The organism is Neorhizobium sp. LMR1-1-1.1 (genome assembly GCF_040675795.1).
GTDB lineage: Bacteria > Pseudomonadota > Alphaproteobacteria > Rhizobiales > Rhizobiaceae > Neorhizobium > Neorhizobium cellulosilyticum.
In genome coordinates this window covers 625,449-650,976 of the sequence record NZ_JBEGHE010000001.1, presented here as the reverse complement: position 1 = coordinate 650,976, position 25,528 = coordinate 625,449, and the positions used below count along the sequence as shown (strand labels likewise).

Here is a 25,528-nt window from a genome sequence, read left to right as displayed (position 1 = left end):
AGCGCCGGACCCGGCGAGAATATCCCCGCGAGCGGCAAAGCCGCCCGCGGACAGCAGCCTTCAATTGCCGTAACCGACGACGCTCTTGATCTCGAGGAAGTCGTGAATGCCCCAGTCGGCATATTCGCGCCCGTTGCCGGACTGCTTGTAGCCGCCGAAGGAAGAAAACAGATCCCAATCGGGATAATTCAGATAAACCGACCCGGCCCTCAAATACGGCGCGATCTTCCTCGCATGTTCCGGCTCGCCCTGCACATAGGCGGCAAGACCATAGGGCGTATCGTTGGCGATCTCGATTGCCTCTTCCTCGCCGTCATAAGGCAGGATCGACAGAACCGGACCGAAAATCTCTTCCCGCGCGATCGTCATGTTATTGTTGACGTTACCGAACACGGTCGGGCGAATATAATAGCCACGGTTCAGGTTCTCCGGTCGCCCCGGACCGCCGGTGACCAGCGTAGCGCCTTCCGAAATACCTGCCTCGATCAGACGCTGAATCTTGTCGAACTGCACCTTGCTGACAACCGGACCAAGATCAGTTCCCTCAGCTTGAGGATCGCCGGTGACCAGCTTCTCGGCAGCCTCCCGTGCAACGTTGAGCGCCTCTTCATGCCAGGCACGCGGCACCAGCATGCGCGTCGGCGCATCGCAGGACTGGCCGGAATTGCCGAAACAACCGGTTACCCCATCGGCCACGGCCTGTTTGAGATCAGCATCAGGCAGAATGATGTTTGCGGACTTGCCGCCAAGTTCCTGCGCCACGCGCTTGACAGTGTCGGCAGCCGTCTTCGCCACAATGATGCCGGCACGCGTCGAGCCGGTGAAGGACACCATGTCGACGTCCGGATGCCCCGCCATCACCTGCCCCACATCCGGGCCGGTGCCGTTGACCATGTTGAACACACCCTTCGGCACTCCCGCCGCCTCCATCACCTCGGCGAAGATAACGCCGGAGATCGGTGCGATCTCGGAGGGTTTGAGCACCATCGTGCAGCCGGTGGCGATTGCCGGACCGACCTTGCAGGTAATCTGGTTGAGCGGCCAGTTCCATGGCGTAATCAGCGCCACGACGCCGATCGGTTCCTTGACGATACGCGTCGTACCGCGATCCTCGATGAACTTGTAGGTTTCGAGCGCAGTGATCGTTGCGCTCAGATGGCCATGGCCGGCTGCGACTTGGGAATCGCGAGCGAACGCAATCGGCGCGCCCATCTCGCGGCTGACTGCCTGGGCGATATCCTCGGCACGTTTTTCATATTCCCAGAGAATTCGTTTCAAGAGCGTAAGCCGCTCGCTCTGCGTCCATCTCGAAAATACCGGAAACGCAGCTTTGGCAGCAGCGACAGCCTTGTCGACATCTGCCTTGGAGCCGAGTGCGATCTGCGTGAAGGGCTCTTCCGTGGAGGGATCTATGACATCGAGTGCGACGGGGACCACCGGCTCCACCCATTCGCCATTGATGAAGAATTTCAGGTGATTGCTCATGCCATCCTCCGGGCTTGCGCGCTATGATGAAGGCACTATCGGCCAACACCATGCGCTTCCGCAAGCCCGGAGAGCAGACTTTGAAAGATCAGGCCTGTCCGCCATAGGGAGCGAGGAATGCCTTGATCGCCTCGATCTCGTTCGGCCGGATCTCATGGCCGCCTGCGTGCCATTCGAACGTCACAGCATCGCCCTGCCGCTTGAAATATTCGCCAAGCTCAAGTGTTGCGGGCACCGGACAGATCGGATCACGCTCGCCAGCCGTAATCAGAACATGCGCCTTCTCAGTCACTTTGCGCTCGGCCGGCTGGAACGGGATCAGCGGATGCATCAGCACACCGGCTTCGATGAGGCTGGGTTTCTCGATCATGATGTTGGCGAGGATGTTCGCGCCGTTGGAAAAGCCGAGGCCAAGCACGGTTGAAGACTCGTAACGCTCGCGATTGGCGGCAATGAAGTCGCCCATGCGCTCGGTGGCACGAGCAAGGTCGTCGCAGTCATAGACACCTTCCGCCTTGCGCCGGAAGAAGCGCGCAGCACCATGTTCGGAAACGTCGCCGCGCGGCGAGACAACTGTCGCACCAGGCAGAAGGCGACTACCGAAATCGAAGAACTGGTTTTCGTCGCCGCCCGTACCGTGAAAGACGAACAGGATCGGCGATCCGGGCGCACCGGGGCGCACCCGGTGCAGATAACTGTCGTAACTCATTGAAATCTCCTGAACGGTATCGGCAGGGCGCGAACGCCCTGCCCTGAAATGGCCTTAGGCAATTGGTTCCAGATGTTCTTCGAGCGCCTTGCGCAGATGCTCGTGCTGGGTCGGCAGCTTCAGAGCTTCGCCGAGATGCGCGGTGTCTTCATCGCGGTCGAAGCCAGGCTCGTTGGTGGCGATCTCGAACAGGACGCCACCTGGCGTGCGGAAATAGATCGCCCAGAAGTAATCGCGGTCGATCACCGGCGTGACCTGATAGCCGGTATCCATCAGCGCCTTCCTCACTTCGAGCTGCTTTGCACGGTTCTCGACGGCAAAGGCGATATGATGCACGGATCCGGCACCAAGACGGGCGCTCGAAATATTCGGCATCGTCTCGACGTCGATGAAGTCGGCACCATTGCCGCCCGGAATGCCGAAGCGGGTAACGCCATCCCTGGCATCGACCTGCTCATAGCCCATGAACTTTAGAAGCTCGGCCGTTGAGCCTTCATCACGAAGACGCATCGACGCGGAGTGGAACCCACGGATTGCCTCCTCTGCACCGACACCATTGCCGATCCAGGGCGCACGATTGTCATCCCTGACTTCGACAAGCGCAAAACCGTCGCCATCGGGGCCGGCAAAATGCAGTCGCTTCTCACCGAAAGCTTCATCGGCTTTCAACCCATCGGCACCAGCCTTGGTCAGCCGATCGGTCCAGTAACCAAGAGAACCTTCAGGCACGGAAAACACGGTCGTACCCACTTCGCCGGTGCCGGGACGGCCCTGGGCAATATGCGGGAAGGGAAAGTAAGTCATCACCGAACCCGGTGTGCCGACTTCGTCCCCGTAGTAGAGATGATAGACATCCGGCGCGTCGAAATTGACGGTCTTCTTGACCCGGCGCAGGCCGAGCGTGTCGGTGAAGAATTTATTGTTGGTGGAGGCACTCGCGGCCATCGACGTGACGTGGTGCAGGCCCCTGATCTGGGTAATCATATCAAACCCCTTGTTCCTTTGGAGCCGCCTCGCGGCCCGCTGTTCATGGGGTGATATTTGGTCGATCAGACGCAGATTGGATAGATAAACACATCCGAACGGATTGTTCGCTTATCGTTGACGAAGAATGCGTACCGTTCACTGATCAGACAGTTTCCGGCAATTGCCAATCGACAGGATCCTTACCGATCGACTGCAGATACTCATTGGTCTTGGAAAACGGGCGCGAGCCGAGAAAGCCGTTATGGGCAGAAAGCGGCGATGGATGCGCCGATTTCAACACCAGATGCCGCTCCTGATCGACGAAGGAGGCTTTCTTCTGAGCGTAGGAACCCCAGAGAATGAAGACGATCCCATCGCATTCGTCGTTCACCGTGCGAATGACGGCATCGGTGAATTTTTCCCAGCCCTGGCCCTGATGCGCCGCCGCTTTACCCTCTTCCACCGTCAGCACGCTGTTCAGGAGAAGCACGCCCTGTTCGGCCCAGCTTTCGAGGAAGCCGTGTTTTGCCGGCGGAATGCCGAGATCGGCCTGCATTTCCTTGTAGATATTGACGAGCGAAGGCGGCGTCTTCACCCCCGGCTGCACCGAAAAGCACAAACCATGCGCCTGGCCAAACCCGTGATACGGGTCCTGACCGAGAATGACCACCTTCACCTCATCGAGCGGGGTAAGGTCTAGCGCGCGAAAATACTCGGAACCCTTTGGGAAGATTCGTTTTCCCGCCTGTTTTTCGGAGACGAGAAAACGTTTGAGATCAGCCATGTACGGGTCTGCGAACTCGCCCTCCAGAGCGAATTTCCAGCTCTCTTCCAGCTTGATCTCACCTTCAGCCATGCCATTCACCTTTTACTGGAAACGTCCGCCACGCTGGATGACTTCCGTCTTGTAGCCATCCGGATCTGTCACGAAGAAGAACCGCGCAAACGGCTTGCCCTCATGCGGCATCTCGACGAGCTTGCCGACGGTGAGGCCCAGATCAGTGAAGCGCTTATATTCGGCCTCGATATCCTCGACCGTCACGGCCAGATGGCCGTAACCGTTTCCGAGATCATAGGCTTGCTCGCGCCCTGCATTGACGGTCAGCTCCAGCTCGAACCCGGTTTCCGGGTTCGAGAGATAGATCAGCGTGAAGCCGTCGAAGGGCACGCGGCTGGCGACTTTCAGACCAAAGGCCTTGTCATAGAAATCGACTGACCGCGTCTCTTCGAGAACACGGATCATCGAATGGACCATCTTGGCCATGGCTATGTTTTCCTTAACTCATCACGTGGTTCGAGCGCTTATGCCAGTCCCAGGCTGATTTGATAATGTCGTTGAGCGTATATTGCGGCTCCCAGCCCAGGACTTCGCGCGCCTTGTCGTTATTGGCTACGAGCGAGGTGGAATCGCCCTCGCGACGGCCGACATACTCCACCGGGAACGGCTTGCCGGAAACGTCCGAAATTGCCGCAAGCAGCTCTTTCACTGTCGTGCCGGTGCCGGTGCCCAGGTTGAGCTCAACCATGTCGCCACCAGCCAGCAGATAGTCGACGGCGCGCACATGCGCATCGGCAAGGTCGAGAACATGGATATAGTCGCGCACACAGGTGCCATCGCGCGTGTCGTAATCGTCGCCGAACACCTTGAAGCCCTGACGACGGCCGAGGGCGGCTTCGATGGCGAGCGGGATCGCATGGGTTTCCGGCGTATGCCACTCACCGATCCGGCCCTCGAAATCAGCGCCTGCGGCATTGAAATATCGCAGCATGACCGATTTCAGGTCCATATACTGGCCGTAGTCCTTCAATGCCTGTTCGATAATGTACTTCGTGCGGCCATAGGGATTGATCGGCGCCTGGCCATGGCTCTCGTCCATCGGCACCTGAACCGGCAGACCATAGGTCGCGCAGGTGGAGGAGAAGACGAAGGCCTTCACACCGGCCTGAATAGCAGCCGACATCAGCGTCAGCGCGCCGACCACGTTGTTGTCGTAGAAACCGACCGGGTTCTTGACCGATTCCCCTACTTCGATGAGAGCCGCGAAATGCAGAACCGCTTCGGGCTTGTGTTTTGCAAACACTTCATCCAGTCGCGCATGGTCACGGATATCGCCCTGTTCGAGCTCGCCCCAGCGGACGAATTCCGCGTGTCCATTCGAGAGATTGTCGAAAACGACGGGCTCGTAACCTCTTTCAGCCAGTACCAGACACGTATGGGAGCCGATATAACCGGCACCGCCCACCACAAGCACTTTCTTCTTCGACATCATGTCCTCAAAGGTTGTTGAAGCCGGCGGCAATATAGCTCCCCGGGATCAAATGGGAAGGGCGCATGCTGCACATGCACAGCAGCTAAAAATTGCGGTGCGATCTTGTCGGGCCGAGTTGACTCTTTACATGAGGACGCGGCAAGCAAACTTGTCTATCCTGTTCAGGTTTTCGCCATAGGCCTTTCATGCGTTACATCTTTCTCTGTCTCGGCTGGTTCTTTGTGGCACTTGGCGTGGTCGGTGCATTTCTGCCCGTTTTGCCGACGACGCCTTTTCTGCTGCTGGCCGTCGCCTGTTTCGCGCGCTCCTCGCCGAAGCTTGAGGCCTGGCTGATGAACCACAACACATTCGGCCCGCCGCTGAAAAACTGGCGTGAGCGCGGCGCGATTTCACGGCGCGCGAAAATCACGGCGATCTCGCTCATGGCTCTGAGTTATGCCGGTTTTTGGTTTGGCTCCCACCCTTCGGCATGGCTGGCCATACTCGTCGCAGCCCTCATGATCGGCCCCGCGATTTTTATGATCACAAGGCCGAGCGCCTAAAATCACCGGTTCCGCGACTGCGGCAAAACATAGGGAATATGCGCCGCAGGCACGCGACCGACCGCACCCGCAATGCCATAGACCGAAGCAATGATGTCGTCGCTCACCGTCTCATGGCAGGCACCTTCCGCGACCACCCGGCCGTGATGCAGCACCACCAGATGATCGGCAAATTCCGCCGCTAGATTGAGATCGTGCAGGATGGCGAGCACCATGCCGCCGGCTGACGCAAAATCCCGAGCAGTCTCGAGCACCGAAATCTGATGGCCGAGATCGAGGCTTGCAGTCGGTTCATCTAGGAAAAGCGCCCGCGGCACGCCATCGACGACGGCCTGCGGCACCTGTGCGAGCGCGCGGGCAAACTGCACCCGCTGTTGCTCGCCGCCCGACATTGACGGATAAGGACGGCTCTCGAAGCCTCTCAGCCCCACGCGCGACAGGGCCTTGCGCGCTTCTTCGCTGGGGTTGAGCGCGCCATGCGCCACAGCGCCCATGCGGGCAATCTCCAGTGCCGTGAACGGGAAAGCAAGCTGCGTCGCCTGCGGCAGCACTGCACGGCGTCTGGCAAGATCGGCCGGCTGGCAGAGATCGACGCTCGTCCCATAGTACGAGACAAGACCGCTATCCGGCTGCATCTCGCCCGACAATACCTTCATTAACGTCGATTTGCCGGCTCCGTTCGGGCCGATGACGACGGTAAACTGGCCGGGCTTCAGCTCGATCGAGATGTCGTCGATCAGCTTGCGACCTGAACGGCTGGCGGTGACCTTATCGGCAATGATCATGGCAGATCCCGCGCGCCGATACCATTCTTGCCGATCAGCAGGAACAGGAAGACAGGTGCGCCGAACAGTGCGGTAATGACACCGATCGGCAGTTCAGCAGGTGCTGCGACGGTGCGCGCAACACTGTCCGCGATCAGGAGCAAGGCTCCTCCACCCAATGCTGATCCCGGCAAAAGGAAACGATGGGACGGCCCCATCGCAAGCCTGAGCAGATGCGGCACAACGATGCCCACAAAACCGATAGATCCGGCGACCGCCACGGTAGAGCCACAGGCCGCCGCCACGGCGACGATGACAATCTTCTTCAACCGCTGAACCGGAATACCCATGTGAAAGGCCGCCGCATCGCCGAGAATCAACGCATCGAGACCTTTGGCGACGAAAGGAATGATCCCCATGACGAAAACGATGAAAGGCAGGATCGAGAGCACGCGGCCATAGGTGGCGCCACCCAGAGAGCCAAGACTCCAGAAGGTAATATCGCGCAGCTGCCGGTCATCTGCCATGACGATCAGAAGCCCCATGAAAGCCCCTGCAAGTGCACCGATCGCAATACCACAGAGAATAAGTGCGGTGGTCGATGTACGTCCGTCCCGCGTGGCGATCGCATAAAGAGCCCACGTGACCAGCAGTCCGCCGAAAAATGCCATCAGTGGCAGAAACTGATTGCCAAGCACCATGGCGATAGGTGCGAGCACGCCCCCCCCGAGCACGATGGCACAGACGGCGGCAAGTCCCGCTCCCGACGTTACCCCGACAATGCCGGGATCGGCGAGCGGATTTCGAAACAGGCCCTGCATCATCGCGCCAGAGACGGCGAGCCCCGCACCAATCAGCAGCCCGAGCGCCGTGCGCGGCAGGCGCACCGCTTCGAGGATCACCCGTTCCTGTATCGTCAGGCTGTCGCCATTGCCGGTGAGATAGGAGAAAAGATCCCGCAACCCCACACCCGTTGGCCCGACATGCAGCGAGAGCAGGCAGGAAAAGACGAGCAGGACAGCCAGCAGAAAGAGCACCAGCACGCCCTGAGACGTCCGGTCTCCCTCACCCGTCCGGCGAAAGGGCATGGCGAGTGCCTTCATCAGTTGATTGCACCCGGATAGATTTTGGCTGCCAGTGCCCGCGCAGCTTCCGGTGTGCGAGGACCGAAGCCCAGCAGCAGCAAACCATCCATCGAAACCAGCGCCTTGTTTGCCGCAGCCGGCGTCGTCTGCATCGAGGGAAGAGCGAACATCTGTTCAGGCGTAATCGAATGATCGCCACGCGACATCGACAGAATTACATCCGGTGCTGCAGCAATCACCGCCTCATCGGAAAGCGGCTTGTAGCCGTTGATCGTCGGCGCGGCATTGACGCCGCCTGCCATCTCGATGATCGCACCCGCTTCGGTATCAGCACCGCCAGCCATCAGGCGGCCATTCGAAATAGACAGAACGAAGAGAACCTTCTTCTTGCCGCCGCTGATCTTGGTCACATCGGCTGCAACCGCCTTCAAGCCATCCTCGGTTTTCTTCGCCAGCGCCTCCGCCTTGTCGGACAATCCGACGGCCGCACCAACATCACGGATCTTCTGACCGATCTTGTCCGCCTTCGGCGGTGTCGGGATCACGACCATCGGCACCTCGCTGGCCTTCAGGATCTCCAGCACCGGCGGCGGGCCGGAGCCTTCTTCCATCAGGATCAGGTCTGGTTTCTGCCCCAGAATACCTTCCGCCGAAAGCTGGCGCATATAGCCCACATCCGGCTTGGAATTGGCGTCAGCCGGATAAAAGCTGGTCGAGTCGCGCGCCACGATACGGTCCTGGGCACCGAGGTCATAAAGGATTTCGGTGATCGTTCCGCCGACCGAGACGATGCGTTTTGCTTCGGGATTACCCTTGTCGGCAGCAAGAACGCCGCCCGCACTTATCGTCGATCCCAGCAGAATGATTGCAAGAAGACGCCCGATTTTGGAACAGGAAACCATTGTGATCCACCCCTTGGCGTTGCCGCACATCTGATGAAAGCAGGATTAGGCAGCGCTGCAAATTTTAATAACTTGAGTTGACTACGCAAGTTTTTTTGGCTTTTCAAGGGGAGGGCCGGCAGATATCTTGACTGGCAAATGAAACTTAAGTGAGGGAAGTTTTCATGTATATCGCAATGAACCGTTTTCGCGTCGTTCCGGGCTTCGAAGAAGCATTTGAAGCGATCTGGCGTGACCGTCAGGGCCGCCTTGCGGAACTGCCAGGTTATATCGAATTCCACATGCTGAAAGGCCCCAAGGCCGAAGACCATTCGCTTTACGCGTCCCACACGGTCTGGGAAACATTCGAGCATTTCAAGGCCTGGACGACTTCCGAACAATTCCGCGCAGCCCATGCCAATGCCGGCAACAACCGCAGCAAGGTGGAATATCTCTCCGGCCCGCATTTCGAGGGTTTCGAAGTCATCATCCACGAAGACAAGAACGGCGTACGCGCCGCCGACGCGGCCTGAGGATCATCGATGAACGCCGTATCCGAAATCACAGCTGACCGTCGTCAACGGGCTCTGGCTGCACTCGCCGAAAAGCCCGACGGCATCGTCGAGTCGATCGCTGCCGCTGCAGACGTTACCCCCGCCGAGATTCTTGAAATTCTGCCCGAGGGTTCGGCCGTCATTGCGCCGAAAGAGAGCTTTCTCGACATCTGGAACGAGCTGACCACCTGGGGCATCGTCCTCTTCCTCGTCCACACCGAGGATGTTGTGGCCGAAATCGATGGCGAATTGCCGGTCGGTTCGGAAGGCCATGGCTGGTTCAACATTCATGGTGACAGCCCGATCGGCGGTCACATCAAGAAGGACAACTGCGCCTCGATCACCTTTGTCGATCGCGCCTTCCACGGCCGGCGCTCCTGTTCCATTTGGTTCATGAATGCCAAGGGCGCACCAATGTTCAAGGTCTTCGTCAAGCGCGACGAGGCACGCGAACTGCTCCCCGAACAGCTGGCAAAATTCGACGCATTACGCGCCAGCTACGCCTGATCGACAAAAAGAAAAAGGCGGGTGCCTGCTGAAGCACCCGCCTTTCCGGGAAGTCCGGGTTCGGACCGGAAATATGCAATTCAGCGATGCGCGACGTGTTCGGGTTTGCTCTTATGCTTGGTCGAAGCAAACTCCTCCAGCTGCTTCTCGCTCATCGATTTTTCCATTTCTTTCGAAGCGCCCTTGAGATCGCTTTTCTTTGCATCGCCGCGCTTGGCCGCAAGGGCTGCCCCCGCTGCCTTCTGCTGTGCCTTCGATTTCGCCGGCATGTTTCTCCTCCTTAGAGATCATCTCCATTTCCAACACGCCGACTGCGATTTTCGTTCCAATCGACAAGCGCGGAACCTCTGCATTCGCCAAGGGTTTCTCAGACAGCCTGCGGCACACCTGTAGTTGGCACACTCAACGGGAAGGTAACGACCATGAACACTGCAAATCCGAATAAGCCTATTGCAACGGACATCGAACGCGAGCAGCTCGACACCACCAATCCCGAAGCGCTGAAAGAGGCTGCACGCCTCGGCAACAGGGACGCCTACCTTGTCGAAACGGATCTGGAGGATGCGGATCAACGCGAAGACGGCGACCAGCCAGATGGTCGCCCAAGCCCCATGGCAAATGCCGACAACCCTGAGGCCGACTGAAGAGCGAAACGGAACCTCCGTCGCTTCTCGGGTGTTGCTAGTCACCTGGGAGAATTGGAGACACGCCATGGACGCCGACACGATACCGACGAAAAAGCCGGAGCCGACGACCGAAAACAATATGACGGCAAGTGAACGCGAGCGCGGCAGCCATCCCCTGCATCTGATGCAGGGGATGGAGGTAAAAGCCGCGCCCACGCTTGCTGACCCGGACGCCGAATCCTTTGTTTCTGAAGCGCTGGAGGATCTGGTCGCCTGCCACATACCATTCCTTCTGGCGGGAACATTTGCGATCAGCGCCTATACCGGCATCACCCGCCCCACCAAGGACCTGGATATCTTTTGCAAGGCCGGCGACTACGCCCGCATCCTCGCCCATTTCAAGGAAAAGGGTTACGAGATCGAGGTGGAGGACGACCGGTGGCTCGGCAAGATCAAGAAGGGCCGGCATTTCTGCGATGTCATCTTCGCCGCTTCCAACGGCACGATGCCGATCAGCGACAGTTGGTTCGAAAACGCCCGCCAGATCGAGATGAACGGCCACAAGGTGCGCATCATCGCACCGACCGAACTGATCTGGTCGAAATGTTTCGTGCAGCTTCGCCATCGTTACGACGGCGGCGACGTGGTCCACATGATCCTGCGCGCTCATGACCAGATCGATTGGGAAAAGCTGCTCAACTACATGGAAGTGCATTGGGAGGTTCTGCTCATCCACCTCCTCAACTTCCGCTGGATCTACCCGACCGAGCGCGACAAGGTACCGGATTGGCTGCTCGATGAACTGCTCGACCGCTTGAAGGCCCAGCGCGAACTGCCCCTGCCGCAGATGAAGATTTGCCGCGGTCGCATGTTCAGCCGCGTCGATTTCGAGATCGACGTTAAGGAATGGGGTTTTGCCGATGTCGGTGGCGAAGGTGATCTGCGCGAAGGCGTTGACGAGGAAACCAGAAAAGGAGGCCCGGCATGAGCAAGGCGCCCGATAACCATGACACCACCGCCCGGAAAAAGGCCGACGTCAAGCAGCGTGTCGCGGCAATGGGAGATCTTCATGTCAAGGAACATGGCTCTCCTTCATACAAGGAGCTTTTTGCGGAAATTTCGCAGGAGGCCGACATTCTCGTGCTGACCGGTGATCTGACCGATCTCGGCAAGCCGAAAGAGGCGGAGTTGCTTGCGGCTGACCTTCGCTCCTGCTCCATTCCGATGGTCGCCGTTTTGGGCAATCACGATTATGAATGCGGCCATGTGGATGAGGTGAAAGCCATCATCAAGGATGCCGGCGTGCATCTTCTCGAAGGCTCAGCGATCGAGATCAACGGCGTCGGTTTCGCCGGTGTCAAAGGCTTTGCCGGCGGTTTCGGCCGTTACATGCTCGGCTCCTTCGGCGAACCGGCGATCAAGGCGATGGTGGCAGAAAGCGTCGAGGAAACGATGCGGCTGGAAAACGCGCTGCGCCAGGTGAAGTCCGAACGTGCCTTGGTGGTGCTGCATTATGCGCCCATCCAGCAGACAGTCGAAGGCGAGCCGCCTGAAATCTTCCCCTTCCTCGGCTCTTCCCGCCTAGCCGAGACAATCGATCGCTTCCCGGTAACAGCCGTCGTTCACGGCCACGCCCATCGTGGCACCTACGAGGGCAAAACTCCCGGCGGTGCGCCGGTCTATAACGTCGCCTCCCACATAGAGAAGCCAACCGGTAAGGCGTATGCGCTGCTCGAGTTGTGAATGATTGATGCCGCACCCGCGATCCGGATCGGCGGCAGCCTCTCATCCGCCTGCCGGCACCCTCTCCCCGTTATGACGGGGAGAAGGGCAAAGCTGCAACTCTCCGTCCCTCGCCAACACCGAGTGTGGCACGTTCCCTCTCCCCGCATGCGGGAGAGGGTTAGGGTGAGTGGCAGCCGCCGCCTGTAATCTCCAGACTACACCGAAAATCGCGCGCCCCTCACCCCATCCATGGAACTGTAAGCCTCTTCACCCGTTTGCCGGTCTCGTTCACCAGCGAAGGGCCGGATCGTATGACGGACTTGCATTCCGCCGAAGAGTTTCGAGTTTTTCCAAAGACTTGGGGAGCGGAATATGTCGCTCTCGGCGAAGTGCGTTTCCGGCTGTGGGCACCCGGCCAGAAGACGGTGAGCCTGCGCCTTGACGGTGAAGACACCGAAATGAGCGCCAGCCGTGACGGCTGGTTCGAGATTCTCGCGACCGGTGTCTCTGCCGGCTCCGAATATAACTTCGTTCTCGCAGACGGCACCGTGGTTCCCGATCCCGCCTCCCGCGCCCAAAAAGATGACGTCAACGGCCCGTCGCTGGTCATCGACCCAACCAATTACGACTGGCAGGATACCGAGTGGACGGGCCGCCCCTGGGAAGAAACCGTCGTCTACGAACTGCATTTCGGCACGTTCACGCCGGAGGGCACATTCCACGCTGCGATCGACAAACTGCCTTATCTGGCCGATCTCGGCATCACGATGATCGAGGTCATGCCCCTCTCCCAGTTCGGGGGCAAACACGGTTGGGGTTACGATGGCGTCCTGCTTTACGCACCCCATTCGGCCTATGGCCCGCCGGAAGACTTCAAAGCCTTCGTTGATGCCGCCCACCGGCATGGCATTTCCGTTGTGCTCGATATCGTGCTCAACCACTTCGGCCCAGAAGGTAACTATCTGCCGCTTCTGGCACCCGACTTCTTTCACAAGGATCGCATGACACCCTGGGGCGCCGGCATCGCCTATGATGTCGATGCCGCCCGCCGCTATATCGCGGAGGCACCGCTCTACTGGCTGGAGGAGTATCATCTCGATGGCCTTCGCTTCGATGCAGTCGACCAGATCGAGGATCCGTCCGACAAACATGTCCTGATCGAGATCGCCGAGCGCATCCGCGCTGAGATTACCGACCGCCCGGTCCACCTGACAACCGAAGACTGCCGCAACGTCACCTTCCTGCATCCACGCGACGAGGACGGTTCGGCACCACTTTTCACCGGGGAATGGAACGACGATTTTCACAACGCCGTGCATGTCTTCGCCACCGGCGAGACCCATGCCTATTACGGAGATTTCGCCGAGAGCCCGGAAACGCTTGTCGCCCGTTGCCTGGCGGAAGGCTTTGCCTATCAGGGCGAGGTCTCGCCGCAATCGGGCAAAAAGCGCGGCGTCGACAGCACCAGCCAACCACCTATAGCCTTCGTCGATTTCATCCAGAACCACGACCAGACCGGCAACCGCGCGCAAGGCGAGCGCCTTATCTCGCTGGCCGGCGACACGCGCACGAAAATCCTGCTCGCTACCCTTATTCTGTCGCCGCATATCCCGCTGATCTTCATGGGCGAGGAATATGGCGAGACCAACCCATTCCTGTTCTTCACCGATTTTCACGGCGATCTGGCAAGGGCCGTTCGCGAAGGACGGGCAAGAGAATTCGAAGGCCATGCGGGCCACGGCGAAAAGGTGCCGGACCCGAACGCGAAAAAGACATTCGAAAGGTCGAAACTCGACTGGGAGAAACTTGGATCACCCAAAGGCCGGGAATGGTTCGAGTTCACCAGTCAGTTGCTGAAACTTCGGCAGGAGATCATCGTCCCGTTGCTGGCAACCGCGAAAGGCGGCACCGGCAAGGTGATCGAGACCGGTACCGGATATCTAGCCGTCTCCTGGGATTACCCCAAGGGCAGGCTCGCGATCGCGCTCAACATCGGTGATGCAGCAAGACCGCTCCCCGAAATGCCAGGCAGACCGATCTATGCTTTTCCGAAGAAGGATCATCCGGAGCGCCTTAGCGAACTTTCCCACAATTCCATCATCGTCAGTTTCGAAAAGGCATGAGCCGCCGCATGATCCCGACCGCGACCTACCGCATCCAGTTCCGCAATGGCATGACCTTCGATCGCGCCGCAGCGCTCGTGCCTTATCTCAAGCGCCTGGGCATAAGTCATCTCTATGCCTCGCCGATCTTCACCGCCACGACCGGTTCCACCCACGGTTATGATGTTATCGACGCCAACGAGATCGATCCGGCGATCGGCGGCCGGGAAGGTTTCGACCGGATGGTGAAGGCGCTGAAGGCAGAAGACCTCGGTCTGATCCTTGACATCGTGCCGAACCATATGGCCGCCTCGCTCGAAAATCCCTGGTGGCGCGATGTCATCGAGCATGGCGAAAAAAGCCGTTACGCCCATCATTTCGATATCGACTGGTTACGCCGCCTCACCCTGCCCTTCCTCGGCGACACGTTCGAAGCGGTGCTGGAAGCAGGGGAAATCGCGCTTAAACCTGACCCGAAAACTGGCAAACCGGCCCTCGCCTATTTCGATACTTTCTATCCCTTGAGCCCGGAAACCTACCCCGGCAGCGAAACGGGAGTGCTGCAGATTGCCGACAAAGCCGTCATTGCCGATCTCCATGACCGGCAGCCCTATCGGCTGATGTCCTGGCGGGATGCATCACGCGATCTCTCCTATCGCCGCTTTTTTGAGATCACCGGGCTCGCAGGTGTCCGCGTCGAGGATGACGATGTCTTCGACGACACGCATCGCCTGATCCTTCAGCTGGTTCGCTCAGGCGCCGTCGATGGCCTGCGCGTCGACCATATCGATGGACTTGCCGATCCCAAAGCCTATCTCGAACGCCTTCGACAGGAAGCCGGGCAGGACTGTTACATCGCGGTCGAAAAGATCCTTGGCGAAGGAGAGGATCTTGCGCCCGACTGGCCTGTCTCCGGCACGACAGGATACGAGTTCATTGCGACCCTAAGCGACGCCCTTGTGGACGGCGAAAGGTTACCCCAGCTTCATGCGGCTTACGCGGCATTGACCGGGGCGTCTCCTGACATGGCAGATGAGCTGCGCGCAGCCAAATTGCTGATGGTTGACAACAACTTCGCGGGCGAAGTTGAAACCCTCGTGAAGCTTGCTGAATCAATACTTGAAGAACGGCCGGAGGCAGCCGCTATTTCATCGGAGGCGATCAGGGCCGGGCTCAGGGAACTGCTGGTGGCCTTCCCCGTGTATCGCACCTACGGCACCGCCGATGGCATGCCCCCCGAAGGCCGTCAGATGCTGGAAAAGGTCGCAACCGATATCCGGCGCAGCAAGACGACAGCAGATCTTTCCGCCCTGCCGTTCCTGGCAAAGATCCTGAACGGCGACCTCGCGCCCCAGCTTTCACACAAGGCCTCGACATTCCGCACCCGCTTCCAGCAATTGACCGGGCCGTTGATGGCGAAGTCAGTGGAAGATACGCTCTTCTTCCGACACCACGCTTTGATTGCTCTCAATGAGGTCGGTGCTGAACCTCTGCCGCGAGAGTTTTCGCTGGACCGTTTCCACGAACAGATGATCGAGCGGCAGAAGCGCCAGCCGGATGCGCTTTCAGGCACCTCCACCCACGATACCAAGCGGGGCGAAGACGCTCGCGCACGGCTTTATGCATTGAGTGAAGCGCCGAAGATCTGGGCTGACGCAGTCGAACGTTGGCGACGGGCCAACAGTGCTTCCGTAACCCATCTTGACGATGGGCCAGCGCCGGAGCCCGCCGTGGAATGGATGCTGTATCAGGCATTGGCTGGCGTCTGGCCAGCCGACCTGACGCCGGATGACGCCATGGGCCTTGCCAAACTGAAGGAACGTTTTCAAACATATGCCGAAAAGGCAATCCGCGAGGCAAAGCTGCGAACCAATTGGGCGGATGGCAAAACGCATTACGAGGCAGCCGTTAAGAACTACATCCATGCGATGCTCTCACCCGAAAACGACGTCTTCCTCGTGGACTTTGCCTCCACTCTCCGCCCATTTTTCCGCGCTGGCAGCGTCAACTCAATTTCCCAGACAATCATCAAGCTGACGGCTCCCGGCGTGCCTGATGTCTATCAGGGCAGCGAGACCTGCGACCTGTCGCTGGTTGATCCTGACAACCGGCGCGAACCGGATTTCGAAAGCCTGTCGCAACAGTTTTCGGAAGCTGGAGAGCTCGATACATCCTCCGAAGAGGGATGGTTGAGCGGTCACTTCAAACAGCAGATTATCGGCAGGATATTGAAGCTCCGCCGGACCCTACCCGATCTCTTCCGTAACGGCGAGTATCTCCCGCTGGAAGTGAACGGCGTACGCGCGAAGAACATTGTCGCTTTAGCGCGGCATGATGATCGCAATGCCTTGCTCGTGGTGACACCACGCCATGTTCTGGAGGCATTGCAGGATCTGGCATCATCCCGCTCCGCCCACTGGGCCGTGACGCGTGTCGTATTACCGCTACCGCTTGCGGAACGGCGTTACCGGGATATTTTTTCGGGCCGTATCTTTGATTTTTCCCGTGATGCTTCGGTCAACTGGGCATTTGCCGATCATCCTTTCGCAGTCCTGCTGGCAGAATGAGACGCTGAAGATCGGACAAGAAGAAACCGCCGGACTTTTCAGCCCAGCGGTTTTCTGTCTCGCTAAATATTTGTGTCGGGCTTAACGAAGCCCGAAAAACGAAAGAATTGCGAGGACTATGACAACGGCTCCAACGAGCCAGACAATGCTGTTCATGATGTTCTCCTGATAGGTTTGAAACCGTAAAGCGACATGCTCCCGGTCACGCAAAACCGACAAGATTGAGAACCGCGATGACGATCACGACTGCTCCGACCAACCAAATGATACTGTTCATTACGTTCTCCTTTTGATGTCGCAAAAGTGAACGGTCGCAACCCCAAAAGGTTCCCGGATCCACACGCTGTCGGGCGTCATTTTCAGACGCACGCAAATGACGCAAAAAGTTATGGCCCATCCCGCCTCAAGCCCGAATTTCGATCGAGCTTTCCGTGCTCTGCCTTGTCAAAATATTGGTTGGACAGCAGCCAGCCCTTGAGCGGTCTGAGCGGCAGGATGCAGGTCAGAAGCAGAAACGGAAGCGAGGTGAAGAAATGGATCCAGAACGGAGGCTGGTATATTGCCTCGATCAGGACCGCCAGCGCCACGCTCGGCACGCAGGCAAAACATACCACGAAAAAAGCCGGCCCATCGGCAGGGTCGGCAAACCCGTAGTCCAGACCGCAGACCTCGCAATTCGGCTTCATCGAAAGGAAGCCATCGAATAAATGGCCCTGCCCGCAGCGCGGGCAGCGACCTCGTAACCCTGTATTAGACGGCGAAAGTGTCGGCCAGTGCGCTTCATGTCCCATGGATCCGGCTTCCTCTCGAAATTCATCTGAAGAATGCCTAGCGCTGAACATTAGCAATCATCAAGGTAGCAAGATGTAGCGCGTCAATCTGCCCATCTCAAAAGATGCACTCATCAAAAATGCAACCCTGATTGGGGGTTAATCCCAGATTCGCTCGCGCTTTACATACCGGTCAACGATCTTCAGGCTGCGATCAGGCTGGATCATATAGGTTTCATGCACCTCGCGACCCACCTGGTTGGTGAATTCATGCGAGAACGTGCTGCCGACAGGCGATTTGGTAAGCCTCGTGCGCGGCTGGCCGCCATAGGTGATGCTGCCGGGTATCGGAGCAAGGCCAGGCCCGTTGTTGAAGCTGTAGCCGACGGTGGTGGCCGAGGCAGAGCAGCCCGCAAGAGCGAGCGCCAGGATGGATAAGACAAGAGCCGGTTTCATGGCATTATCCTTGAACGGAAGGACCGTCTGCGCGATCCCTTTCTTTGGTGATGATGATGAAATAGGGCTCTGCGAATAATTCCGCTACCCTTGCCGAAGATATCGGCTACATCTTTAAGCCAGCCATTCCAATGAAGCCAGCCCATTTAAGGAAGCATTCGTGAGAAGACCTGTTTCCGGCATGTCCGTTGCCGAGATGTCGATGCTGATTCACTCGGGCGTCATGAGCCCCGTAGAGATCGCCGAGGCCGTTTTCGATGCCATAGATCGCCACGCCGACAAATCCGTTTTCATATCGCTCCTGAAAGACCGCGCCATGGACGAAGCAGCGGCCGCTGCCAAGCGTGTCGCAGACGGCCGTTCACTCGGCTTGCTGGATGGCATCCCGATCGCTTGGAAGGACCTGTTCGACATCAAGGGACTGGCGACGACGGCGGGCTCCACGGTGTTGTCGACCAAAGCGCCGGCTACGAAGGATGCCGCGGTGGTCGATCTCGTGCGGCAGTCCGGCATGGTTGCGATCGGCCGAACCAACATGAGCGAATTCGCCTTTTCCGGCATCGGCATCAACCCGCATTACGGCACGCCGCATAACCCGAAAAGCACCGATGTGCCGCGCGTCTCCGGCGGCTCGTCCTCCGGTTCCGCGGTTGCGGTTGCGGCAGGCCTCGTTCCGGTCGCGATCGGCACCGATACCGGCGGCTCTATCCGCATCCCTGCCGCCTTCAACGGCATTGTCGGCTACAAGGCAAGCCGCGGCCATTATTCGATGGATGGCGTATTCCCGCTGGCAAAGAGCCTCGATTGCCTCGGCCCGCTCTGCCGCACCGTCCAGGACGCCATCTGGGTCGATGCCGCCATGCGTGGCGCTACCCGGCCGGAGATCACCCGCGCCACGGACGCAAGGCTTGATATCGTCGTGCCGGAAAACGGCGTATTCGACGGCGCCGAACCGGGCGTCATTGACGCTTTCGAAACCGCCCTTGCCCGCCTCGAAAAAGCCGGTGCCCGTATCGAACGCATCCGTATTCCGGCATTCGATGCGATCACCGATCTCGTCAAGGCCCGCGGCGCGCTCGTCACGGCGGAAGCCTTTGCCCTGCACCGCGAACGCCTGACCGGCGCCATTGCAGATCAGATCGATCCACGCGTCGTAGCCCGCATCAAGCTCGGTGAAAAGACAAGCATGGCCGATTATATCGACATACTCGATATTCGCCGCCGTCTGACCAAGGAAACAGAAGACCTCATCGCCGGACGCATTGTGGCCTTCCCGTCGGTCGCCCATGTCGCGCCGGCAATCGATCCGCTGCTCGCCGATGACGACCTGTTCTTTGCCGTGAATGGCAAGACATTGCGTAATACCGGCTTCGGCAATTTCCTCGACTGGTGCGGCGTTTCCATTCCCTGCGGCACCGGCGATGCCGGAATGCCGGTCGGCTTGCTTCTCTCGGGCGTTGCCGGAGATGACGAAAAGCTGCTCACCGCAGCGCTTCGATACGAGGACGTCATCCGGGGATGATACGATCTGGAGGGGTAAGCCCCTCCAGCACATGCCTTACGCCAGATCTCCGGTCGCCTTCGCAGTCACAAACACATCATACCGGGTGCTTTTCCCGATGATCTGATGGCTGGGCTTGCGAATACCCGGCATCGGATCGGCGCGCAGGGGCCATTTCAGAACCACCCTTTTCTGCGCGTTTTCCAGTGCGACCTGCATCAGTTGCAGAGAATCCGGATCGTCGCCGACGATCTCGCGGATCAACCGCATCTCCTTCTTCACCAGCGCCGTTTTATCGCGCGGCGGGTGCATGGGATCGATGAGAATGATCTGAGGCTTTAGCTGCGGAATAAGCGCGCAGGAATCGCCGTGCAGCAGCGTCATCCGCGCAACCGTCTCCGCATGACGCCCGCCTTCCGCTTCTGCCCGTTTCAATCCTTCGGCAAGCAGCGCATGCATCGTCTCGGAGCGCTCAATCAGCGTCACGTTTGCGCCAAGCGATGCAAGGAGAAACGCATCGCGCCCAAGCCCTGCTGTCGCATCGACGACTTCCGGGGCCGTATTTCCGGAGAAGCCGACAGCCTTTGCCAATCCCTGTTTGCGCCCTTCGTTGGAGCGAAACCGGTGACCGACAGCCCCACCGACGAAATCGACAACCAGATCGGATTTTTCGAGTTTCTGCACGATGGACCGATCTCAGAAAGGGGTTGGCGCCGTGAACGTCACGTCCGATCCGTCAGGCTTGCGGAAGCTCAGCTCTTCGGCATGGAGCATCAGACGGTCGGCAGCAGCCAGCGCCTCGCCCTCCGCGTAAAATTCGTCGCCGAGAATAACATGGCCGAGTGCCTTCATATGCACCCGCAACTGATGGGTCCGCCCGGTCATCGGAAACAAGCGAAGCCGCGTCCTGTTCTCGCCATGCCCGATAACCTGCCATCGCGTCAGCGCAGGCTTGCCATGTTCATGATCCACACGGTGACGAGGCTTGTTGTCGGGATCGATGGCAAGCGGCAGATCGATCACCCCCTCCTCGCCCTCGACCCTGCCCCAGACTTCCGCGACATAGGACTTTTTCGTCTCCCGCGCCTCAAACTGCGCTGCGACGAACGCATGTGCCTTGCGGTTCAGCGACATCAGCACGATGCCGGACGTATCCTTGTCGAGCCGATGGACGATCAGCGCTTTGGGAAACTCTTTCTGCACCCGCGTCAAAAGACTGTCGCTCAGCGCCGGATGACGGCCGGGAACGGAAAGAAGACCGCTCGGCTTGTCGCAGACCAGAAAATCCCGGTCACGGTGCAGGATGGTCAGATAGGGATCGAGCGGCGGATGATAGATCGGAGAAACATCGGAAAGCGCAGTCGTCACGATGGAGCCATCCGGGAAATGCGAGCCGTAAAATCAGAAACTTACAGCTTGTAGAAAATTGGTAGCGGGGGGCGGAATTGAACCGCCGACCTCAGGGTTATGAATCCTGCGCTCTCACCAACTGAGCTACCCAGCCACACCAACGAAGCTGCTTTTAAAGCATCCGCTCCGAGGAATGAGCGGCTTATAAAGGCAGGCCGCGAACCTTGTCAAGCATATGACAGGAGAAAAACAAAGGAGTTTCAAACCTCCGTTTTCATCCAGTTCCCCGCCCTTGAGAAGTAGGGAACTCTTGGAGATCAGGCCGCAACCGGCTGTGCAAGAAGTTGCTTCAGCGAAGCTTCCGCCTCTTCCGCACGCTCCGAGCGTTCGATGAAACCACCGCCATAAACCCGCGCATCGGCACCGGGTGCCGAATAAAGAACGCAGGCCTGGCCCGGTGCGACACCCGCTTCGCCGATCGATAGATCGACATAGACACCGCGCTCATCCACATGCAGCGTGGCCGGTGTCGGCGGGCGGGTGGAACGAACTTTGGCGAAACACGCGAAGCCTTCGCGCGCATCGCTTTCGAGTGACGAATCGCCGAGCCAGTTCATGTCGCGCAGATAGACGCGATGCGTATCGAGCGCTTCCTTCGGTCCGACGATGACACGACGCGAACGGGCATCGAGATAGACGACATAAAGCGGCTCGCCCGTGGCGACGCCCAGCCCCTTGCGCTGACCGATCGTGTAGTGAACGATCCCTTCGTGGCGACCGAGCACACGCCCGTCCATATGCACGATATCGCCGGCAAGCGCCGCGTTCGGCTTCACCTTGCTGATGATGTCGGCATATTTGCCGGCGGGCACGAAGCAGATGTCCTGGCTGTCGGCCTTCTTGGCAACGACGAGCCCCATCTCTTCAGCAAGCTCGCGCACCTGTGCCTTCGACATGCCGCCGAGCGGAAACCGCAGGTAGTCGATCTGCTCCTGGGTCGTCGCAAATAGGAACCAGCTCTGGTCGCGATCGCTGTCGATTGGGCGATAGAGCGCGCGACGGTTCGGGTTATCTGCAGTCGGATTGGCGGACGAGCGGATATAGTGGCCAGTCGCCAGCGCATCGGCACCGAGTTCCTGAGCCGTTGCCAGAAGATCGGCAAACTTGACCGTCTGGTTGCAGGCAACGCAGGGAACCGGCGTCTCGCCCATCGCATAGGCTTCGGCAAACGGATTGATCACCGTCTCACGGAACCGCTTTTCGTAGTCGAGCACATAATGCGGAATGCCGAGCGTTTCGCAGACGCGGCGTGCATCGTCGATATCCTGACCGGCGCAGCACGAACCGGCGCGGTGAACCGCAGCGCCATGATCGTAAAGCTGCAGCGTGATGCCTAGAACATCATAGCCCTGTTGTTTCAGAAGCCCGGCCACGACAGAGGAATCCACGCCGCCCGACATGGCGACGACCACGCGCGTATCTTCCGGCTTCTTGTCAAAATCCAGCGTATTCACGGGACAACTCTCGCTGCAATATCTTATGCGCCGCATCTATCAGCGGCACGTTGCGCCCGAGGAGGGATCGGCCGCCTGCCGGGCAATGTCGACCGGATATAGAAACTATTCTTTCCGCATGCAAGCACCAGCAAATCAGGACTGTAATGCAGCCTGATGTGCGGCATGCACGGGGGCAACGCCGTTGCCGTCCAGCGGCCGGTCGGTCCGCACCTTGGGCAGTGCCTGCGGATATTCCCGTTGGATGAACTCGATAAGCTTTTCGCGCACCTCGCAGCGGATATCGAAGACCTTTGGCGCACTGCTGGCAGAGGCGAGAATACGGATTTCCATGACGTTTTCCCGAAAATCCGTCACCTGAACCGCCACGACCTTCCTGTCCCAGAGTTTAGAAGCAGCCGTGATCTCCTCTACCTTTGAACGGACAACAGAAACCGGGATCGTGTAATCGAGATAGATCATCACGGTCCCAATCAGCGCCGAGCTTTCACGCGTCCAGTTCTGGAAAGGGTTCTCGATGAAATAGGAGAGCGGCAGGATCATCCGCCGCCAGTCCCACAGCTTTACCACTACATAAGTCGAGGTAATCTCCTCGACATTGCCCCACTCGCCTTCGACGATCAGCGCATCGTCGATACGGATCGGCTGGGTAATCGCAAGCTGGATGCCGGCAAATATGTTCTTCAGCATCGGCTGCAGCGCGAGACCGAGAACGATACCGGCGACACCGGCCGACGCCAGCACGCTGACACCATATTGTTGCACCGCCGGGAAGGTCATCAGCATGGCGGCGATCGTCAGCACGATGATCATAGCCCCTGCAATACGCTCCGCGATACGTGACTGCGTCACGTGGGTGCGTGCAAGCAGATTGTCTTCCGCATCCAGTTTGAAACGGCGCAGATAAACGGTCATCCAGATATGCAATGCCGCCTTTGCCGACCAGCCGACAACTAGGATGAAGGCGATCAGAAGGAGATGCCGGATAATCTCGGCAGGGCGCGCGGCAAGTGGCGCGACCGTGGCAGCAAAGGATAGCGTGGCCGTGAGGATGGCAAGCCTGAGCGGCCGAGTTCCCCTGGACACAAGAGAACGCCAGAACAGATCCTTATTCTCGACCAGGCGTGTTAGAATCCGGAATGCCAGCCGATGCATGGCAAGGCCGATCGCGATGGCGGCAGCCAGCACACCAAGGCTCACCATCCAGTTCGGCAGCCAATCTGTATATTGGCGAAACTCTGCGATAAACTGGTTCATCGGAGTTCAGTTAGGGTGCAGCGCAACATAGAAAAGTGCGGCCGCAAAAATATCATCTTTCTCCGACTTCATGCCGCAATTGGGGTGAGGAGCGTTTCATGAACGAACAATTTGTTCCTTTCGATCTGACTCGCTTCGTCGAGGCGCAGGCATCCATCTATAATCAGGTGATCGCGGAGCTGCGCGACGGACAGAAGCGCAGCCATTGGATGTGGTATATATTCCCGCAAATCAACGGCTTGGGCGTATCTGCCACATCGCAGCGCTTCGCCATACGCTCGCGGGCGGAAGCCATCGCCTATCTCGAACATCCCCTGCTCGGCTGGCGGCTCGGCGAATGTACGGCAGCCATGCTCGGGCATGAAGGGCGCAGCGCAGGTGATATCCTCGGCGCGACGGATGATCTGAAATTCAGAAGTTCGATGACGCTCTTTCATCTGGTCAGCGAAAAGGGCTCGCCTTACGAGCGAGCCCTTCATATCTTTTACCAGGGTGAGCACGACGGCAGGACCGCCGAACTCCTCAAACTCTAGGCGCTGGTTTTAAGCAGCGGACTGGATTGCAGAAAGCTTCCAATCATTGGCCGGCTTGCGCACGAAGGTCCAGACTTCCACCGTTTCGGTGATTTCGTTCGGATTGCCTTCGGCAACTTCGCCCGTGTTGCGGTCGCGCAGGAAGTCGATCGAGGAATAGCGCATTGCGACGGTCGCATATTCCTGGCCGTTTTCGCGCCATGCCTCGGCAAGGTCACCCTGCAGCAGGGTCACGTCGCGAACCTCGTTCTTCACGCCATTGGTTGCGTTTTCACCCAACTCTTCGGCAAGGTAGGACATCGCTTCCGGCGTCGTGAGGTCACGAAGCTTGGCATAGTTTTCGTCGGCATAAGCACCCTGCACCTCGGTCAGCAGCTTTTCGAACTGGCTGAGGTCGCGATTGGTGATGCCAACTTCATCCGTATCCGGACCAGCCTGGCGCTGAACCGCCTGCTGGCCGCCACCGAAAGCTGCGGCCCCCGCGCCAGAACCGATCTTCGGGATCTGGAAACCGCCCTGGTTCTGCTGCGGTGCCTCATAGGCGTTGTTCTGGCTCTGGCCAAAACCGTCCTTGCCACCATTGCCGCCATCGCCATAAGCGCGGGCATTAGCGGCCGGACCGGCAGCCTGCTGCTGCTGACGACGGGCGAAGAAACGGAAGGCCAGCATGGCGAGACCAGCGATCAGCGCGATCTGCAACAGCATGCCGAAGAAGCCTGCCATTCCACCAAAACCACCACCCATCAGCATGCCGAACAGGCCGCCCAGAGCGAGACCACCCAGAATGCCGCCGAACATACCGCCGAACATGCCGGGGCGACGCTGCTGCTGAGCTGCCTGCGCGCCCATGCCGTTAGCTGGGCTTGCCGCATTCTGCTGCGTATTCGGGGTCATCGAGCGGTTGATGCCGCCTGCTGCACCCGGAGCCGTATTCGTGGCCGGCGGTGCCGCAAAGGTACGCGTACCACGGCTGCCGAAGCTGGAACCACCGCCGGCGCGACGCGCTTCCGCGAAATCGACGGCTGTTAGCGAAACTGCCATTCCGATCGCTGCGATCGCGAAGAGTTTCTGGAAACGCCGAAGCTTGAACAACATCAATTTCTCCTCTGGCCGCCCTATGCGGTCCGTGACCCTGATATGGGGAGCCGTGGAGCAGTTTTCAGTAGCCTGTCCACTTTTTCCCGCTTTAGTAGTTACAAAAGTTCAAGACGAGAGCCAATTGACAGAAATACAACCAAGGGGCGTTTTTACGAGTAAAGTGATCACATAATCGTCAGACGAAACAAAACGGGCCCGGTGCATATCGCACCAGACCCGTTCTGCGTCTTCCTTGGGAGGAAAAGGCAGGGCAATACGCCCCACCA

At 58.7% G+C, this 25,528-nt stretch carries 27 protein-coding genes and 1 tRNA gene; 10 read left to right on the top strand and 18 right to left on the bottom strand.

All coding sequences use genetic code 11. From position 1 onward, the window contains the following. Positions 1 to 60: 60 nt before the first annotated feature. From MRBLMR1_RS02935 to galE, 6 genes are all read right to left on the bottom strand, one after another. The gene (locus MRBLMR1_RS02935; RefSeq protein WP_148145849.1) at positions 61 to 1,485 is read right to left on the bottom strand and encodes an aldehyde dehydrogenase family protein; all 1,425 of its coding nucleotides are present in this window, start codon (positions 1,483 to 1,485) and stop codon (positions 61 to 63) included. Between the two features lie 88 nt (positions 1,486 to 1,573). Beyond that, positions 1,574 to 2,194 (bottom strand): alpha/beta hydrolase, encoded by a 621-nt coding sequence (locus MRBLMR1_RS02930; RefSeq protein ID WP_148145850.1) that lies wholly within the window; start codon positions 2,192 to 2,194, stop codon positions 1,574 to 1,576. A 54-nt stretch (positions 2,195 to 2,248) separates the two neighbouring features. Beyond that, positions 2,249 to 3,178, bottom strand: coding sequence for a VOC family protein (locus tag MRBLMR1_RS02925; RefSeq protein ID WP_148145851.1), 930 nt, complete (start codon positions 3,176 to 3,178; stop codon positions 2,249 to 2,251). A gap of 145 nt (positions 3,179 to 3,323) precedes the next feature. After that, positions 3,324 to 4,016 carry a uracil-DNA glycosylase gene (ung, locus tag MRBLMR1_RS02920; protein ID WP_148145852.1) on the bottom strand — a complete coding sequence of 231 codons (693 nt, stop codon included), beginning with the start codon at positions 4,014 to 4,016 and terminating at the stop codon, positions 3,324 to 3,326. Positions 4,017 to 4,028: 12 nt separating this feature from the next. Then, a complete protein-coding gene (locus MRBLMR1_RS02915) occupies positions 4,029 to 4,424 on the bottom strand; it encodes a VOC family protein (protein ID WP_148145853.1) in 396 nt (131 codons plus the stop codon). Positions 4,425 to 4,437: 13 nt separating this feature from the next. After that, a complete protein-coding gene (gene galE, locus MRBLMR1_RS02910) occupies positions 4,438 to 5,427 on the bottom strand; it encodes a UDP-glucose 4-epimerase GalE (protein WP_148145854.1) in 990 nt (329 codons plus the stop codon). A gap of 188 nt (positions 5,428 to 5,615) precedes the next feature. Here galE and MRBLMR1_RS02905 point away from each other — a divergent pair, with 188 nt between their 5' ends. Further along, positions 5,616 to 5,972: a YbaN family protein gene (locus MRBLMR1_RS02905; RefSeq protein ID WP_148145855.1), complete on the top strand. Its 357-nt coding sequence runs from the start codon at positions 5,616 to 5,618 to the stop codon at positions 5,970 to 5,972. Between the two features lie 2 nt (positions 5,973 to 5,974). Here MRBLMR1_RS02905 and MRBLMR1_RS02900 read toward each other — a convergent pair whose 3' ends face one another. Genes MRBLMR1_RS02900 through MRBLMR1_RS02890 form a run of 3 tightly spaced genes read right to left on the bottom strand, consistent with a single transcriptional unit; the run spans position 5,975 to position 8,723 of the window. Next, positions 5,975 to 6,757, bottom strand: coding sequence for a heme ABC transporter ATP-binding protein (locus MRBLMR1_RS02900; protein ID WP_148145856.1), 783 nt, complete (start codon positions 6,755 to 6,757; stop codon positions 5,975 to 5,977). Continuing rightward, on the bottom strand, positions 6,754 to 7,839 hold the full coding sequence (locus tag MRBLMR1_RS02895) for an iron ABC transporter permease (protein ID WP_148145857.1): 1,086 nt from the start codon (positions 7,837 to 7,839) through the stop codon (positions 6,754 to 6,756). The genes MRBLMR1_RS02900 and MRBLMR1_RS02895 overlap by 4 nt, the downstream gene beginning before the upstream one ends. After that, positions 7,839 to 8,723, bottom strand: a complete 885-nt coding sequence (locus tag MRBLMR1_RS02890; RefSeq protein WP_148145858.1) for a heme/hemin ABC transporter substrate-binding protein — start codon at positions 8,721 to 8,723, stop codon at positions 7,839 to 7,841. Before MRBLMR1_RS02890 ends, MRBLMR1_RS02895 begins: the two co-directional genes overlap by 1 nt. Before the next feature lie 164 nt (positions 8,724 to 8,887). Between MRBLMR1_RS02890 and hmuQ the strand changes: the two genes are divergently transcribed. Further along, entirely contained in the window at positions 8,888 to 9,235 is a 348-nt protein-coding gene (hmuQ, locus tag MRBLMR1_RS02885) for a heme-degrading protein HmuQ (protein ID WP_148145859.1), read from the top strand. A gap of 9 nt (positions 9,236 to 9,244) precedes the next feature. After that, positions 9,245 to 9,763 carry a heme utilization cystosolic carrier protein HutX gene (gene hutX, locus MRBLMR1_RS02880; protein WP_148145860.1) on the top strand — a complete coding sequence of 173 codons (519 nt, stop codon included), beginning with the start codon at positions 9,245 to 9,247 and terminating at the stop codon, positions 9,761 to 9,763. Positions 9,764 to 9,843: 80 nt separating this feature from the next. On the opposite strand, the gene MRBLMR1_RS02875 is transcribed toward hutX, so the two are convergent. Next, a complete protein-coding gene (locus MRBLMR1_RS02875; protein ID WP_148145861.1) occupies positions 9,844 to 10,032 on the bottom strand; it encodes a DUF3008 family protein in 189 nt (62 codons plus the stop codon). A gap of 153 nt (positions 10,033 to 10,185) precedes the next feature. On the opposite strand from MRBLMR1_RS02875, the gene MRBLMR1_RS02870 reads away from it, so the two are divergent. The 5 genes from MRBLMR1_RS02870 to treY all read left to right on the top strand — a co-directional run bounded on the left by MRBLMR1_RS02870 (position 10,186) and on the right by treY (position 16,783). After that, entirely contained in the window at positions 10,186 to 10,407 is a 222-nt protein-coding gene (locus tag MRBLMR1_RS02870) for a hypothetical protein (RefSeq protein WP_148145862.1), read from the top strand. A gap of 175 nt (positions 10,408 to 10,582) precedes the next feature. Next, positions 10,583 to 11,377 carry a nucleotidyltransferase family protein gene (locus tag MRBLMR1_RS02865; protein WP_148145950.1) on the top strand — a complete coding sequence of 265 codons (795 nt, stop codon included), beginning with the start codon at positions 10,583 to 10,585 and terminating at the stop codon, positions 11,375 to 11,377. Beyond that, on the top strand, positions 11,374 to 12,132 hold the full coding sequence (locus MRBLMR1_RS02860; RefSeq protein ID WP_148145863.1) for a metallophosphoesterase: 759 nt from the start codon (positions 11,374 to 11,376) through the stop codon (positions 12,130 to 12,132). Before MRBLMR1_RS02865 ends, MRBLMR1_RS02860 begins: the two co-directional genes overlap by 4 nt. 293 nt (positions 12,133 to 12,425) lie before the next feature. Next, positions 12,426 to 14,237, top strand: a complete 1,812-nt coding sequence (treZ, locus tag MRBLMR1_RS02855) for a malto-oligosyltrehalose trehalohydrolase (protein ID WP_148145865.1) — start codon at positions 12,426 to 12,428, stop codon at positions 14,235 to 14,237. Continuing rightward, positions 14,234 to 16,783: a malto-oligosyltrehalose synthase gene (treY, locus tag MRBLMR1_RS02850; protein ID WP_500063611.1), complete on the top strand. Its 2,550-nt coding sequence runs from the start codon at positions 14,234 to 14,236 to the stop codon at positions 16,781 to 16,783. The genes treZ and treY overlap by 4 nt, the downstream gene beginning before the upstream one ends. 386 nt (positions 16,784 to 17,169) lie before the next feature. Here the strand turns inward: treY and MRBLMR1_RS02845 are convergent, their stop codons facing one another. Together MRBLMR1_RS02845 and MRBLMR1_RS02840 are read right to left on the bottom strand one after the other, a co-directional pair. Next, positions 17,170 to 17,574 (bottom strand): DUF983 domain-containing protein, encoded by a 405-nt coding sequence (locus MRBLMR1_RS02845; RefSeq protein ID WP_148145866.1) that lies wholly within the window; start codon positions 17,572 to 17,574, stop codon positions 17,170 to 17,172. A gap of 138 nt (positions 17,575 to 17,712) precedes the next feature. After that, positions 17,713 to 18,009 (bottom strand): hypothetical protein, encoded by a 297-nt coding sequence (locus MRBLMR1_RS02840; protein WP_148145867.1) that lies wholly within the window; start codon positions 18,007 to 18,009, stop codon positions 17,713 to 17,715. A gap of 160 nt (positions 18,010 to 18,169) precedes the next feature. Between MRBLMR1_RS02840 and MRBLMR1_RS02835 the strand changes: the two genes are divergently transcribed. After that, entirely contained in the window at positions 18,170 to 19,531 is a 1,362-nt protein-coding gene (locus tag MRBLMR1_RS02835) for an amidase (RefSeq protein WP_500063608.1), read from the top strand. Between the two features lie 36 nt (positions 19,532 to 19,567). Here the strand turns inward: MRBLMR1_RS02835 and MRBLMR1_RS02830 are convergent, their stop codons facing one another. The 5 genes from MRBLMR1_RS02830 to MRBLMR1_RS02810 form a co-directional block, all read right to left on the bottom strand. Further along, the gene (locus MRBLMR1_RS02830) at positions 19,568 to 20,194 is read right to left on the bottom strand and encodes a class I SAM-dependent methyltransferase (protein WP_500063606.1); all 627 of its coding nucleotides are present in this window, start codon (positions 20,192 to 20,194) and stop codon (positions 19,568 to 19,570) included. A gap of 12 nt (positions 20,195 to 20,206) precedes the next feature. After that, positions 20,207 to 20,878: a pseudouridine synthase gene (locus MRBLMR1_RS02825; RefSeq protein ID WP_148145871.1), complete on the bottom strand. Its 672-nt coding sequence runs from the start codon at positions 20,876 to 20,878 to the stop codon at positions 20,207 to 20,209. Between the two features lie 59 nt (positions 20,879 to 20,937). Further along, positions 20,938 to 21,014: transfer RNA gene (locus MRBLMR1_RS02820), tRNA-Met, on the bottom strand. 163 nt (positions 21,015 to 21,177) lie between these two features. Then, positions 21,178 to 22,374 carry a tRNA 2-thiouridine(34) synthase MnmA gene (gene mnmA / locus MRBLMR1_RS02815; RefSeq protein WP_148145872.1) on the bottom strand — a complete coding sequence of 399 codons (1,197 nt, stop codon included), beginning with the start codon at positions 22,372 to 22,374 and terminating at the stop codon, positions 21,178 to 21,180. A 135-nt stretch (positions 22,375 to 22,509) separates the two neighbouring features. Further along, positions 22,510 to 23,631 (bottom strand): mechanosensitive ion channel family protein, encoded by a 1,122-nt coding sequence (locus MRBLMR1_RS02810; RefSeq protein WP_148145873.1) that lies wholly within the window; start codon positions 23,629 to 23,631, stop codon positions 22,510 to 22,512. Positions 23,632 to 23,729: 98 nt separating this feature from the next. Between MRBLMR1_RS02810 and MRBLMR1_RS02805 the strand changes: the two genes are divergently transcribed. Beyond that, positions 23,730 to 24,164, top strand: a complete 435-nt coding sequence (locus MRBLMR1_RS02805) for a DUF1810 domain-containing protein (RefSeq protein WP_183685239.1) — start codon at positions 23,730 to 23,732, stop codon at positions 24,162 to 24,164. 9 nt (positions 24,165 to 24,173) lie between these two features. Here the strand turns inward: MRBLMR1_RS02805 and MRBLMR1_RS02800 are convergent, their stop codons facing one another. Continuing rightward, on the bottom strand, positions 24,174 to 25,259 hold the full coding sequence (locus MRBLMR1_RS02800; protein WP_148145876.1) for a Tim44 domain-containing protein: 1,086 nt from the start codon (positions 25,257 to 25,259) through the stop codon (positions 24,174 to 24,176). Between the last annotated feature and the right edge of the window lie 269 nt (positions 25,260 to 25,528).